The sequence below is a fragment of the Photobacterium makurazakiensis genome (genome assembly GCF_050336715.1).
Classification (GTDB): Bacteria; Pseudomonadota; Gammaproteobacteria; order Enterobacterales; family Vibrionaceae; genus Photobacterium; species Photobacterium makurazakiensis.
Window position 1 is genome coordinate 1 of the sequence record NZ_JAKJSJ010000064.1, and the last position, 14,209, is coordinate 14,209.

Sequence of the window (14,209 nt, forward strand, 5' to 3'; positions counted from 1 at the left end):
TACTGTTTTGCCTATCCTAGGCTATCCCTTCACAGTCCATGTTCGATATACCATCCTAGTACACCGGTCTCATCCTAAGACTACCACTCCGTGGCTTTTTCCTGTTCCGTTCCGTCAGTTCCTTCCGACACCAATAAGATTACGCTTTTAACGAAAAGAATGAACCCACTCAAAGCAACTTTATCCGCTGTAATAAAATAGCCACTTAATTAACATTACAACAAGGAAATAAAAATCAACAACTTAGATAGAAATTGGTGGTTTTATCTGATCGTAGAGCCTAATTTATCCCACGCTGTTGTAAGAGATCTCTCACAAGCAAGAGCGATTAAAGCTGAAACTATGCGGTAAGCGAGTAAGCAGGTAAGCAGGTAAGCAGGTAAGCAGGTAAGCAGGTAAGCAGGTAAGCAGGTAAGGTAGAAATAAAAATTCAAATACAACAAGGTATAACTGGTGGGTAAGTTTGAGTGGTTCTGGAATAGCGTGTTTGGAATATAGGGTATGAACTGGATAGTTGGAGCAGAAACAAGCGAGGCCGAAAAAAGAGCGGGCGCAACTTGCGTTGCGCCCTTAGGTCTTACTTGCAGCAATCCCGCTACTATGGTGCTCCCTGCATCATTCCTTTGACTGCTGTAATCCGTCAGCATTGTCCTTTTGACTTCATCCTGAAGTTGTCCTTTGGCCTTCCTGACCCATCAGCACATCCTGTCCTGATTCTCATCATCCGTCCTGGAGGTGTCCCTAACTTCGTCCTGAAGTGGTCCTTTTGTCATCCTGACCAGTAAACATCCTGCTTACTGTTTTGCCTATCCTAGGCTATCCCTTCACAGTCCATGTTCGATATACCATCCTAGTACACCGGTCTCATCCTAAGACTACCACTCCGTGGCTTTTTCCTGTTCCGTTCCGTCAGTTCCTTCCGACACCAATAAGATTACGCTTTTAACGAAAAGAATGAACCCACTCAAAACAACTTTAATCCACTGCAATAGAATAGCCATTCAACCAAGAACATATCAATCACCATAAAATCAATAACTTATACCTTGACGAATGATTATATCTGATCGTCGAGCCTGATTTATCCCACGCTGTTGTAAGAGATCTCGCACACAGTAACAAGAGATCGCCGGATCACTAAAGCTTTACCCTCGCGTTAGGAATATAAATAGACTCTATACTTAGGTCAGTTCTCTTTGACAATGGAGTGAATAATGGAAACTTTTAACCACAACTTAACCAGTTTATTTAGCCAACTCGGACTCAATAATTCCAAGGAGTTTATTGAAAGTTTTCTTGCTGAACATCACCTTAGCCAGAATGAGCAACTCTCTGACGCCAGTTTTTGGCACCCCTCTCAAAAACGCTTTCTAAAAGAGTCTCAAGAGCAAGATGCAGATTGGTGTGAGGTTATCGACCAACTTGACGCTTTACTTCGTAAATAAGTCAGCGACAATAAGCCATCATGTTGCACCGATGAAGGACGTTCGATGTCGTCAGAAATAACCCAAGCCCTAGAACAGGCAATCAGCTCACTTACCCAAGAAGGCAAAGAGCCTTCTGTCGCATTAATTAAAGCACGCTTAATCGACCCCCTTCCGATGCCTCTAATCATCAAAGCGCTGCAAGCATGGAAAAAAAATGCGAAAGTGCCCAAGATTGAAAAGTGTGAGCCAAAAGAAACACTAGAGGAAAGAATTACGACACTTGAAAAGCAAGTTAATGAACTGACCGCGAGACTTGTACAGCTTGAAAAATAGTAATGCTGAGTGAGTGCAACATAGAGCAACAGCTCACTCAAAATCATTGACGATATAAGCCATTATCGCTCGTATTTATAATGGCTTAATCATTAATATTGTCGAAAAGCACCACTGCCTTCAGGGAGTGATTAATCTTTAAAGTCCCACGATAGATTACTCACCAGAAGGCATTCATCGCATTTAAAATCAAAGACCTCGTGTAATGGCGCTTTCAAAGCCCAGTCCCCGCCACATACTGGGCAAACACGGGCTTGTTCAGACTCTTTGCTTTCACCACCCACTCGGTAGATATACAAGTAAGTAGGCACCCCACTTACTGCCGCGACTTGACGGCAGAGATCCCACCCTCGACGAAACAGCAGGCTTTTACTCGAACTGATTTCAAGTAAAGTCGGGTGCTCAACAACAGACTGGTTCATTTGCAGTTGGTCACAAGCACTCCAGTCCTCTTGCCATTTGATCAATGGCTTCTGATCGCCATCAGCCACTGGTGGCAAACGATACAGTGGTACAGGCTCAAAATGATCGCCACAACGAATTGGCGAACAAGTATGCAAATGGCTTGTATATAAAATTTGCCAACTCGGCGTTTTACAGGCATCACTCGGATCAGAATTCATATCCTGACCGATAACTTTTACTTTTGGTCGTAATAGGCCCGATTGGCTAAGTTGATCAAATGAATGCTTAACTTGTGGGCTATGAAAATCAGGATGAAGACTATTCGCCTCTGGGCAAACAACTCTCGCCACAAAATTCCCACCGTCCATCGCGATAGGCAATTCACGGCCGATAACTTGCCCGTTGTAACGTAAGCAATCCAAACAGTAGTTAATAGCCTTTTCGACAGCGCCAAGCGAAGTATCGCAATAAACCTCAAAATCAAGTTCAGTGATATACATAGATCAGCTTGCCTTTACTACTGGTTTCAGCGCTTGCAAAAAGGTGGTTAGATCACTCGCCAAAAGCTCGCGAGTATCTTTGCCTAGTGTTTCAAGTATAACCTGCCCCGTTAAGTTACAGACAGATATGACTTGGCTTTCCGATGCCATTACGCCAATAAATACCGTGGGTTTTAGTTTCAAACGGCGCTGAGTCACTAAGTGACCTAAAATATTTTCTTGTAAACGCTGCATATCGTCATCACTGAAAGACTGAAGCAGATCAAACTCAAGGGCACGGCCAGATTCTTCAAAGACTGCGCTCATATCACCACTAAATTGTGCACCATAGAAAGCAATAATATCTTCATGAAGACGCAACTCGATGCCTTTTTCGACCCCAGCTAAATCCCCCATCGGATTTCTTGAAACAGGGCTCCAGGTTACTTCATAGCCATCATCGGCTTTTACACAGGGCGAAACTAAGCCAACTAAATCGTCACTACGTGGAAAACCTTGACCTTCATCGCACCATGCTTGCAAAAAAAGGGAAGAAAATTCAGATAAAGCCATTGCAACTGGATGATTCATTCGCAACCTCACAAAAGATTAAGTAAACTTTGCCTATTCTAATCCAAGAGTGTCCAAGACAGTATGAGCAAATATCAAGACGCGAAAGAATTAGCCGGTTTGACCTTAGGTCAGGGTACGGAATACAAAGATCAATACGATGCCTCTCTCCTTCAGTCAGTGCCTCGCAGCCTGAATAGAGACGAGCTAGCACTTGGCGACACATTGCCATTTACTGGCTATGACATCTGGACACTCTATGAGCTTTCCTGGTTAAACAGCAAAGGCTTACCGCAAGTTGCCATTGGTGAAGTTCGCCTACCAGCAACGAGCCCTAACTTAATTGAGTCGAAGTCTTTCAAGCTATATCTAAACAGCTTCAACCAAACCAAGTTTGCAAGCTGGCAAGAAATTGCAGATATTCTGCAAAAAGACTTAACCCAATGCGCAGGTGAAGATGTTGATGTCACTATTCAACCTCTGTCTGACTTCGATGATCAGCCGATCGCTAACTTCTTCGGTGAGTGTATTGACGATCAAGATATCGAAATCACTGACTATGAGTTTGATGCCTCGTACCTTGAAGGGGCAGCCTCAGAAGAGACGGTTACCGAGATCCTACACAGCCACCTGCTGAAATCGAACTGCCTGATCACCAACCAGCCTGACTGGGGAAGCGTACGTATTTCTTACACAGGCAAGCAGATTGACCGTGAAAAACTACTACGGTACTTAGTCTCTTTCCGTAATCATAACGAGTTCCATGAACAGTGTGTGGAGCGTATTTTTACCGATATTATGCAGTACTGTAAGCCAGAGCTTCTGACTGTTTATGCTCGCTATACACGTCGTGGTGGCCTCGATATTAACCCTTACCGTACCAATATGGGTAAAACACCAAGCGATAACTTCCGTTTAGCCCGTCAATAACGTTAAATTAGGCAGGTAAGTCCAGCAAAAGAGAATACTTTGCTGGACTTGATTTGCTAACCCATTAATATTGGTAATACTGTTTTATTGGGTTTTAGAATGTATGTCTTTTAGCCGTTGGCTGTTCAGCTTGCTATTTATCCTTGTTGCTTCTTTTAGCGTCCAAGCCAAAATTTACACCACTCCAATTTTGGCAGAAGCCAACGAACTTCTGTTAACAAGCCCAACTCAATCACTCAAAATAACCCAACGCTATCTTTCTCAACGGAACTTAAGCACCCCCAAAGACGGTGCCAGGGTACACATAAATGAAGATGCAGATCACACTATCCGCACCCCATTAAGTACCGTTAATGCTTTACAAATCAATGCAAAAGCCTATTCATTATTGAACCAACCAGATGAAGCCTTAGCCAGCATAGAAAACGCCGAAAAGTTGGCTCTTGAAAATGACCTTTCATTTACCTATCTCGAAAGCCGCCTGATCCATGCAGAGATCTATTGGGACAACCTAAACAATAATGTTCGTGCGCTCACAATGTTAAATCAGGTTGATAAAGATATCGAGAATTCAAAAGCTCTCAAGCTCAGCAATCAAATCAAACGTCTGCAATATCGTTCACTCATGCAACGCGCAAAGATTGAGTCTAGCCTGAATAATGAAAGTGATTCTGAGAAGCTTTTTGTTAAAGCCAAGCGCCTGTTAGTGACATTAGATGATAACAATGAACTCATCAATTATCAGCTAGCCATCGGTCAGCATTATTTATCACATGACCACTTTGATCTTGCATTAGACCGTCTGCTTAGTGGGTATTGGCTCGCCGTTGAGCAAGAAAACCAAGCGCAAACTGCAATTGCAAACTTCAAGTTGGCCATGTTATTTGAAGAGCGCAAGGTTTTTGACAAAGCGCTTGAACATGCAACCCAAGCCGGTGAGTTCTTTGAACATTACAACCGTGCTCAACCTTTAGCTAAAGCACTGGAGCTCATCGCATCAATTTACGAACAGCAGGGCCGATTCAATTTAGCGCTTGTGCATTACTTCAATGCTCTCGACCAAGAGAACCAACTGCGTCACGATATTCGCTCAGCACGGTTACGATTAAATATCGCACGTGTTTACCTTCAGCTCTATAACTACCCTAAAGCTGAGCAGTACCTGCAGCAAGCACGTTTATTAGCAAGCCAAACTGCCAATGAAGATATTCAGACAGAAGCCCAAATGTTAGCAGGACAACTCGAACGCGTTGAAGGGCAAACAGAGCTGGCTATTACCACCCTGCAAGCCGGTTTAATTGCGGCAAGCCGTACAGGTAACCTTAAGCTGCAACTTCAAGGCGAAATGGAGCTATCAAAAGCCTTTGAACAACAAACAGATTACTATAATGCCTTACTGAGCCAACGCCGTTACGAACAACTGTTTAGTACCCAACAACAAGCACAGGTAAAAAGTAATGTTGAAGTCTTCAAGCAGCAACAACGTATGCTTGAGCGTTCGCTTCAATTAGAAGAGCTGGAGCGCCAACAATTTGAAAATGAAAAAGCGCTCTATAAACAGAAAAATGTCACGATCTTCTTAATCAGTTTTTTGCTTATCACTCTTATAGCTTTACTGCGCCGCCACAAAGTCGCCAATCGGCTTCAAGACCGACTGCTTCGTTTACGTTCAGAGTTCTATACCCACCCTCGCAGTGGGTTGCGTAACTTGAGAATGCTGACAGCCAAACTCCCTAATTCATTACAACAGAGCAGTGCACACTTTGAGCAATGGCACTTAGGTGAAATAATCAATGAGCCATTGAGCGATAGACTTCGCTTTGCTTTATTTGAAGTGCCTTTTCTTAAACATATCTATTTAAAACACGGCTATCAGCAAGGGCTTGATATTGAACGTCAGTTTGGCGAGTACCTCAAAAATCAAGTCTGTGGTCCAGCACGCCTATACCACTTTTCAGATGCAATGTTCTTATATATAGAACCAAATTCACGCTTAGATACCGCGCCCGAGCAACTGGCAAGTTCACTACAGCAGCTTATCGACAGCTTTGTAGAGCACAAATATATTGATAACCGGGTACGTATCGGTATGGCTGAATACCCATTTCTGCCAAGGGCATACACCGCGATTAACGATCATGAATTACTGGATATTTTACTAATGGCAACCAATGCTGCTCGAGAGATCAGCAAGCAGGAAGCAGGGAGTCAATGGGTTCACCTCAGTGCGATTGACGCGGCACCAGCGGCAAGTTTCGCCAGCGATAATATCCGTAGGGCCTGTATTCAGGGTATTAGCAATGGGTTAGTTAAAGTACAAAGTTCAACATCAGCAGAGATAGCTTGGAATAGCGATCACGATTCTGATAAAAATATCAGTTGAAGTGATTCAATTATCATCACCCAGTGCCGATAACAATAAATGATGCTACTGATTCTGCTAGCATAAATTCCCTATTATCAAAATTAACGTACACCAGCACCGAAAAATTAAGGTAACTTTTCACCGACGTGACAGACATAACTGCCGTAGCTTCCGAATTGAGTAAAGTGAAGTTGCGATTAGATCAAGCTCAACTTTCTTATCGTGATGCTTCACTGAAGTCGCGTCGTGAGATAGTGATCCTGAAACGTCTGATCAGCCGCCTATCGATTGCTTGTCGTGGGCTTGATGGTGAACTGGATGATAAACTGTCAGCGCTGCGAAACGATTTAGAGCAGCATAAAGATATCAGCAAACTCATCCCTCGACTTGCTGTGGTTGAACGTCTCGTCACACGCCTCGCTGATTTCGCACAAACAGAAAACCAACACCTTAACCAGCAAATCCAACAAAGTGGTGAAGTACTACGACGCCTTCAGGGGCTGCCACCGCAACTGAAGCGTGATTTACATAATCTCCTCACTCAACCCACAAGCACGTTAGCTACAACCCATCAACAAGCCATAAAACTCATGGCGTTGTATGAGCGCTCCCTTAAGTTGATTGCCTCACCAACCCACGAGTTAAATCACCACTCAAGCAGTGTCGATAATGATCTCCAGCTGCAATTGACAGGTGAACTACAGCACTTGATCACAGAGCTCGATTTTGATGGTGAAGCTGGCGATAAATTACTCGCAGTACGTAACCGCTTGCTGATCGGTGTTACACCATCAACCCTTATTGAGCTGGCGTTGGAAGTACTTCGCTTAGTTATGGATGGTACTCACCAAGAACGTCGTTCATCGCAACGCTTCCTTGATGGTGTCAACAGCGATCTCGCGACGCTGCAAAAAACCACCAGCCAAAGCACTGGGCAAAGTAGTGCCATATACGAACACCGTTGCGACATGACCAATGAGCTAGCTGGGATTGCAACTTCCATTCGGGGTGGCTTAAAGAACAATAATAACCTCGAGAACTGGCGCCCAGAGCTCACAAACCTTACCAAAGAATTATTAGTACTAGCAGAGCGGAACAGAGCATTAGAAAAGCGGGAAAAAACACTGCTAGAACAGCTGCATTACAATGAAGGTAAGCTCCACACCCTGTTCGAACAAACGCAAGATTACCGTCAACGTCTTAACGATCAAGAATGCAGGATGTTCTTAGATAACCTCACAAGGGTTTATAATCGTGCTGCGCTCAATGATCGCCTTGAGCATGAGTATCGTCGCTGGCTGCGCTACCAGCACTCTGTCTGTGTCGTTATGATTGATATTGATGATTTCTCTGGCATCAATGAACGCTTCGGCTACTTAGCGGGTGATAAGATACTCAGGATCATCGCTAAGACTATTCGCCAGCAACTTGAAGATACCGATTTTATCGCCCGTTTTTCTGACGATGAATTTGTGGTTATCTTACCGGATGTTAATGAACAAGAGCGGATTAAACGACTAAAAAAAGTGCAAGATTCCATCACGAAGCTGCCTTTTCGCTTTAAAGAGCAAAATGTCTCGATCAGCGCCTCGATCGGAGCCACTTTATTTGAAGGCAACGATACCCCTTCCGATATCATCGAGCGTACCACGAAAACCTTAAACACGGCCCGCAGTACTGGGAATAACCGTTTATTATGGATTTCCTAATCACCTATCCCGCGTAATCCAGCTCGATTTCTGGCAAAAAACGAGATCCCTGTGTATGGTGTAATTATATCAGTTACTTAATGAGGCCCCTCATCCAGTACTTTGGATTAACACCAAACTGGATAAGTAAATGATCATAAATTGCATAGGATAAATCGGTAAGCACAAGACAGGAATTACGGTAGTTAGTGATGCTAATTATGAATTTCTAACGCAGCTATTATCGATTTAAACCAGCAAGAAGGAACAGAATATACCTTCTGCTTTCTTTCGGCAGTATTCACCCTTTCTATCTACAATGAATAAACTCGTGACTACCGCCGCCTTATCATGACCAGGGAGGTAACCATGATCACACATATCAGCCCAGTAGGTACAATGGACCTACTCTCTCAGCACGAGGTTGACTTGCTTAAAGCAACAGCCTCCAGTGATATTTATCGCCTATACCGCAACTGCTCACTCGCGGTACTTAATTCAGGTAGCCATAGCGATAACTCCAAAGAGCTACTGGAGAAAAATAAAAGCTTTGATGTGAACGTCATGCGTAGAGAGCGTGGCATTAAATTAGAGCTCATGAATCCGCCCGAGCATGCCTTTGTGGATGGACGGATTATTCGTGGTATTCAAGAACATATGTTCTCGGTACTGCGTGATATCGTGTACGTCAACATGCATGTCGAACAACGTAAAGACATCAATCTCACCAGTGCACCTCACATTACCAATTTCGTCTTTAGCGTACTGCGCAATTCAAAAACCGTTCGCTCGGGCGAGGACCCAAACCTTGTCGTATGCTGGGGAGGCCATTCAATCAACCCCATCGAATATCAGTACACCCGCGAGGTTGGTCATGAGTTAGGCCTACGTGAACTCAATATCTGCACAGGCTGTGGCCCTGGTGCGATGGAAGGGCCAATGAAAGGCGCTGCCATCGGCCATGCTAAGCAACGTTACCCGAGCAGTCGTTTTGTCGGCCTGACGGAACCATCGATCATCGCCGCTGAGCCACCTAACCCTATTGTTAACGAACTGGTGATCATGCCTGATATTGAAAAGCGCCTAGAAGCCTTTGTGCGCATCGGTCACGGTATTGTTATCTTCCCTGGCGGAGCAGGTACTGCTGAAGAGCTACTGTATATTTTGGGGATTTTGATGGACCCGGAAAATGCCGCCCAACCACTCCCGCTGGTGTTAACCGGCCCGAAAGAGAGTGAGGACTATTTCCGTACCTTAGACAGCTTTGTCCGAGATACCCTGGGTGAAGCTGCCACCAAGCACTATAAGATTATCATTGACGATCCAGCCAGTGTGGCTCGAGTCATGAAATCAGCCATGCCGCTCATCAAGGAATATCGCCTCGCAACGGGTGATGCTTACAGCTATAACTGGTCGTTAAAAATTCCACCGGAATTCCAGCTCCCCTTCGAGCCAACCCATGAATCAATGGCTAGCCTTGATTTGCATATGAATCAACGTCCAGAGCACCTTGCCGCCCACCTTCGCCGCGCCTTTTCGGGGATTGTTGCTGGTAATGTCAAAGAAGAAGGCATCCGAGAAATCGAGCGCAAAGGTCGGTTCAAAATCAATGGCGATGCCGTACTGATGAAACGTATGGATAAGCTGCTAAAACAATTTGTTGAACAACAAAGAATGAAGCTTCCCGGATCGAAATACGAACCCTGCTACGAAATTGTCACTGCCGCGAGCCCTATTGCTAAATAGCATTACAGGGAATATCGATACCAGTGGTTACACTTCGGCATAACTACGCGTAGAATAAAGGGCCTTTGGCCCTTTTTATTCTTACAGCAAAGCGGTTTACGCCATGTCGTCTATCCATCTCGTTATTATTGATGCCCTAAATCTCATTCGCCGAGTACACGCAGCCCCACAAGGAGAGCCCGATGTACAAAATACAGCTAGAGTCTGCTGCCAAGCGTTAGGGAAAATCATTAAAAGCAGTCAGCCGACACACATCGTCGCGGTATTCGACCATCATGGTGACGATAGGGGGTGGCGAGCAGAGCTATTACCTCACTATAAAGAAGGGCGTAAACCCATGCCTGAAGAATTGCTTGCCGGTATGGATAAAATTCAAGATGCCTTCATGGAAATGGGGATCGACTCGCTTTTATCTGATGGTGATGAAGCCGATGATTTAGTCGCAACACTTGCGCTTAAGGTTGCCTCTCATGGCCAGCAAGCAACGATTATTTCCACCGATAAAGGCTATTGCCAGCTATTACAACCTACCTTGATGATCCGCGACTACTTCCAGCAACGCTGGCTAGATAGCCCGTTTATCGAAAAAGAGTTTGGTGTAAAACCCGAACAGCTCGCCGATTACTGGGGATTAGCTGGAATAAGCTCAAGTAAAATTCCGGGCATTCCGGGCATTGGCCCAAAAGCTGCCGTTGAGCTGTTGTCGACCTACCCTAACCTTGAAGCGATTCTTGATGCCGATGACTTGCCTAAAAAGTGGCAAAAGAAGGTGTCAGAAAATAAAGATTTGGCTATCGCCAGTAAGCAGGTTGCTTCGTTAAAAACCGACTTACAGCTCGGCTTTAATTTACAAGATATTCGTTACCAAAGCGCTGATTAATTAGATAACTCAATTTAGGTAATAGCCAAAACAAAAAACGCCATCATTCGATGGCGTTTCACTATTCACTACACACTTCGATTAGTGCGGAGAACGGTTATCCAAGCGCTGAATATGTACCGTGATTTCTTCACGGTCATGATACAGATGCTTAGCCTGAAGCTTGAACTTCACGCCATTCTTCGTCATGTACTCTTTCAGGTTTTCAATATCCTGCAGTACTTCATCATAACGACCTTTCATTGGCAGCTTAAGATTGAATATCGCCTCTTTTGCCCACGCTTTGATCATCCAGTCGCCCATCAAGTGCGCTACGCGAGCTGGTTTTTCAATCATGTCACACACAATCCATGTCACATTCTTACGTGCTGGCTCAAATTTAAAGCCATCAACTTCATGGTGCTTCACCTGACCAGTATCCATCAGACTCTGTGCCATCTGACCGTTATCAATCGAATGCACAAACATCGAACGTTTCACCAGTTGATAGGTCCAGCCGCCAGGACACGCACCTAAATCAACACCCCACATACCCGAAGCAAGGCGTTCATCCCACTCTTCACGTGGAATAAAGACGTGGAACGCTTCTTCTAGTTTCAGCGTTGAGCGACTTGGTGCATCCGATGGGAACTTCAAGCGTGGGATACCCATGAAGAACTGGGAGTTATTGTTCGACAATGAGTAACCGACATAACAGCAGCCTGGAGCGATAAAGCAAATGTGAAGCACTGGCTTCCAGCTATTATCTTTTGCATACAAAATGTCTTTTTTGCGCATTGCTTGGCGAAGCGGCACCGTAAATTTACGGCAGAACTTCAACAATTCCTTCGCATCATTGGTATCTGGGGTCTCGATACGTAATTCGCCACAACGCGGAAAGTCTTTAACGACCTCAAGGATCGGTGAAATTCGATCGTCTTGTGGTAAATCCGTCAGAAGTGCGGATGCCGCAAACATCTGACGCGCAAAGATTAACGAAGAAAATGGCTGTAGTTTAATGAATTTCTCTGCATCGCCCTGCTGATAAAATTCGAATACCACATAACCGGTATTGCTTTTCACCCGAGGGAACCCATACAACTCCAGTTTATTTGCTTTGTCTTGAACTTCACCGGCACATTCTTTTTCAAAGCCTGGACGACAGTACAATATAACGTGATTCACTTTGAACCCTCAAGCTGAACGCCAGGCAGCCACTGCAAGCACTACCCAGCCAATAATAAAACAGACGCCTCCCATCGGAGTGATGGGGCCAAACCACTTAATGCCTGTTAAGGCTAACGCGTAAAGGCTACCACTAAAGAGCACAATACCCGCCACAAATAACAGGGCTGCGTATAATACAGCTTTTGACGGCAGAATGCGTGCCAATATTGCGCACCCGAAAATCGCCAAACTATGCCACGCCTGATATTGCACGCCAGTTTGAAAAACCTCGAGTAAGTAAGGTGGCAATTGCGATTTTAGCCCATGCGCTGCAAAAGCACCGAGCATAACCGTCACAGCACCACTCAATGCGGCAAAAACTAACAACCCTCGTGATCCATTATTGTGCACCGGCACACTCCTTGATAAACGCAGCAAGCTGTTGAATCGCTGATTGAATATTACCAGCCTCGGTATGTCCCGATGCCTTACGTGGCTTGAAGCCATGATCGCCATCAGGTAAAAAAGCCGTCGTGACACTATCGGCATATTGCCACGCTTCAACTTCTGCTCGGGTCCCGAACGTATCACGTTCGCCTTGCAAAATCAGGGTTGGCACAGGCATTGTCTTCAAGTGCTCGCCTCGAAAATTTTCCGGCTTACCTGGCGGATGAAATGGAAAACCAAGACATGCAACACCGCGTACCACCGAGGCACAGTTTTCAACCTCAGGAAATTCACTCGCGAAATCTGTCACCATCACGCTCGCCATACGTCCGCCCATCGACTTCCCACCAATGACCAGTTTCTCGTGGGCAAAAGCCTGAATATGGCGCTGGAAATCCAATAGCAATTTAGGTTGTCTATCCGGTGGACGTTTTTTACCATCTTCCCGACGCTTGATCATATAAGGAAAATCAAATCGAATAACTCGAATCCCCTCTTGCGCAAGCCCTTGCGCGACCGTCGTCATGAAAGCATGATCCATCCCTGCTCCCGCACCATGAGCAAACAAAAAAGTAGCTATAGCCTCATCGCCGCAGGGGCCATCAATTAAATACTCTGGAAAATCAGACATCTGGCATATCCTCTTGCTCACGCGCCGCTTTAGCTAATACCCAATCACGGAAAGCTTGGATACGGCCAGCTTCTGCCTGCTTTTCCTGACAAACAAGGAAAAAGGCGTTTTTGCTCATTAATACTTCATCAAATGGACAGACTAAACGCCCGGCTTCAAGCTCAGGTTGAGCTAACACATTGTTGCCCAGCGCAATACCCTGCCCATGAACCGCGGCCTGTAGGACCATGGTTGAGTGACTAAAAATCGGCCCTTGATTGACGTTTGTGCCTTCTATCTCATGATGACGCACGTAGTTTTTCCACTCTTTCCGCGATGTATCATGCAGCAAGGTATGTAGCTTTAAGTCATCGAGAGAACGTAATGGCTTTGGCCCACTCAGTAGCATTGGCGAACACACTGGCAGTAAGAACTCCTGATAAAGCTTATCAGCACGTAACCCCGGCCAATTGCCCCGGCCATAATAAATCGCAACATCCACGTCCTCAGTCAATGAACCCTCATCCAAATCCACCGCTTTGATCCTAACGTCAATATCAGGATGCTGTTCATTAAAATCACTTAACCGAGGCACGAGCCATTGGATGGCAAAACTAGGAGGTAAACTAATGGTTAAAGCACCTTTAGCCCCCCGTTCCAAGACTTTATCTGTGGCATCTGATATTGCAGAAAAGATGTCTTTTATATCGAGAAAGTAACTTTGCCCCTCTTCAGTTAGCAGCAAAGAACGGTTGCGACGACGGAATAATTTAAGCCCTAAAAATTCCTCTAACGCTTTAATTTGGTGGCTCACAGCAGCTTGTGTGACAAATAACTCTTCCGCAGCACGAGTAAAACTCAAGTGCCTCGCGGCAGCTTCAAATACTTTTAGCGAGTTAAGTGGAGGTAGACGTCTTGACATACTTTTCCTGCATTAGTTTTTTTTATGGGAAACATTATAAATTGTCCATTGTTCAAGTGCTACATAAACCATATGATTTGCCCCGTAACGTTGAGGGAGGTTGGCATTCGCCCTCTGGCATTTTCACCTAGCTCATCGTTACGATGTTGTGTTTGCATATTGTCCGGGTTGTGCCGGATAGGTAGTTTTTCTACCAATTTTTTACTTCCTGTATTTTGACCTGTCTGTCAAATTTTTAGTTAGCACTGCGCTTTGGCGCAG

Annotated in this window: 13 protein-coding genes; 7 read left to right on the top strand and 6 right to left on the bottom strand. The window is 45.0% G+C overall.

Features of this window, described 5'->3' with window-relative positions; genetic code table 11:
- The first annotated feature begins 1,214 nt into the window (after nt 1-1,214).
- Together L4D09_RS23470 and L4D09_RS23475 are read left to right on the top strand one after the other, a co-directional pair.
- Entirely contained in the window at nt 1,215-1,445 is a 231-nt protein-coding gene (locus tag L4D09_RS23470; RefSeq protein WP_428459964.1) for a DUF2789 domain-containing protein, read from the top strand.
- Between the two features lie 45 nt (nt 1,446-1,490).
- Nucleotides 1,491-1,760 (top strand): hypothetical protein, encoded by a 270-nt coding sequence (locus L4D09_RS23475; protein ID WP_428459965.1) that lies wholly within the window; start codon nt 1,491-1,493, stop codon nt 1,758-1,760.
- Nucleotides 1,761-1,891: 131 nt separating this feature from the next.
- Here L4D09_RS23475 and L4D09_RS23480 read toward each other — a convergent pair whose 3' ends face one another.
- Nucleotides 1,892-2,665 carry a Zn-ribbon-containing protein gene (locus L4D09_RS23480; protein WP_428459966.1) on the bottom strand — a complete coding sequence of 258 codons (774 nt, stop codon included), beginning with the start codon at nt 2,663-2,665 and terminating at the stop codon, nt 1,892-1,894.
- A gap of 3 nt (nt 2,666-2,668) precedes the next feature.
- Nucleotides 2,669-3,235, bottom strand: a complete 567-nt coding sequence (gene syd, locus L4D09_RS23485) for a SecY-interacting protein (RefSeq protein WP_428459967.1) — start codon at nt 3,233-3,235, stop codon at nt 2,669-2,671.
- A 63-nt stretch (nt 3,236-3,298) separates the two neighbouring features.
- On the opposite strand from syd, the gene queF reads away from it, so the two are divergent.
- The 5 genes from queF to xni all read left to right on the top strand — a co-directional run bounded on the left by queF (nt 3,299) and on the right by xni (nt 10,823).
- Nucleotides 3,299-4,144, top strand: coding sequence for an NADPH-dependent 7-cyano-7-deazaguanine reductase QueF (gene queF / locus L4D09_RS23490; RefSeq protein ID WP_428459968.1), 846 nt, complete (start codon nt 3,299-3,301; stop codon nt 4,142-4,144).
- Nucleotides 4,145-4,247: 103 nt separating this feature from the next.
- Entirely contained in the window at nt 4,248-6,527 is a 2,280-nt protein-coding gene (locus L4D09_RS23495; RefSeq protein WP_428459969.1) for a tetratricopeptide repeat protein, read from the top strand.
- 128 nt (nt 6,528-6,655) lie between these two features.
- A complete protein-coding gene (locus L4D09_RS23500) occupies nt 6,656-8,218 on the top strand; it encodes a GGDEF domain-containing protein (protein ID WP_428459970.1) in 1,563 nt (520 codons plus the stop codon).
- 348 nt (nt 8,219-8,566) lie between these two features.
- A complete protein-coding gene (gene ppnN, locus L4D09_RS23505; RefSeq protein WP_428459971.1) occupies nt 8,567-9,943 on the top strand; it encodes a nucleotide 5'-monophosphate nucleosidase PpnN in 1,377 nt (458 codons plus the stop codon).
- A 103-nt stretch (nt 9,944-10,046) separates the two neighbouring features.
- On the top strand, nt 10,047-10,823 hold the full coding sequence (gene xni / locus L4D09_RS23510; RefSeq protein ID WP_428459972.1) for a flap endonuclease Xni: 777 nt from the start codon (nt 10,047-10,049) through the stop codon (nt 10,821-10,823).
- Between the two features lie 81 nt (nt 10,824-10,904).
- Here xni and rlmM read toward each other — a convergent pair whose 3' ends face one another.
- From rlmM to L4D09_RS23530, 4 genes are read right to left on the bottom strand one after another with little or no spacing between them, the layout of a single operon-like run.
- Nucleotides 10,905-11,987, bottom strand: coding sequence for a 23S rRNA (cytidine(2498)-2'-O)-methyltransferase RlmM (gene rlmM / locus L4D09_RS23515; RefSeq protein WP_428459973.1), 1,083 nt, complete (start codon nt 11,985-11,987; stop codon nt 10,905-10,907).
- Nucleotides 11,988-11,996: 9 nt separating this feature from the next.
- Nucleotides 11,997-12,317 (bottom strand): DUF423 domain-containing protein, encoded by a 321-nt coding sequence (locus L4D09_RS23520; protein WP_428459993.1) that lies wholly within the window; start codon nt 12,315-12,317, stop codon nt 11,997-11,999.
- A gap of 52 nt (nt 12,318-12,369) precedes the next feature.
- Entirely contained in the window at nt 12,370-13,047 is a 678-nt protein-coding gene (locus L4D09_RS23525) for an alpha/beta family hydrolase (RefSeq protein WP_428459974.1), read from the bottom strand.
- Nucleotides 13,040-13,948, bottom strand: a complete 909-nt coding sequence (locus tag L4D09_RS23530) for a transcriptional regulator GcvA (RefSeq protein ID WP_428459975.1) — start codon at nt 13,946-13,948, stop codon at nt 13,040-13,042. The genes L4D09_RS23525 and L4D09_RS23530 overlap by 8 nt, the downstream gene beginning before the upstream one ends.
- Nucleotides 13,949-14,209 lie beyond the last annotated feature (261 nt).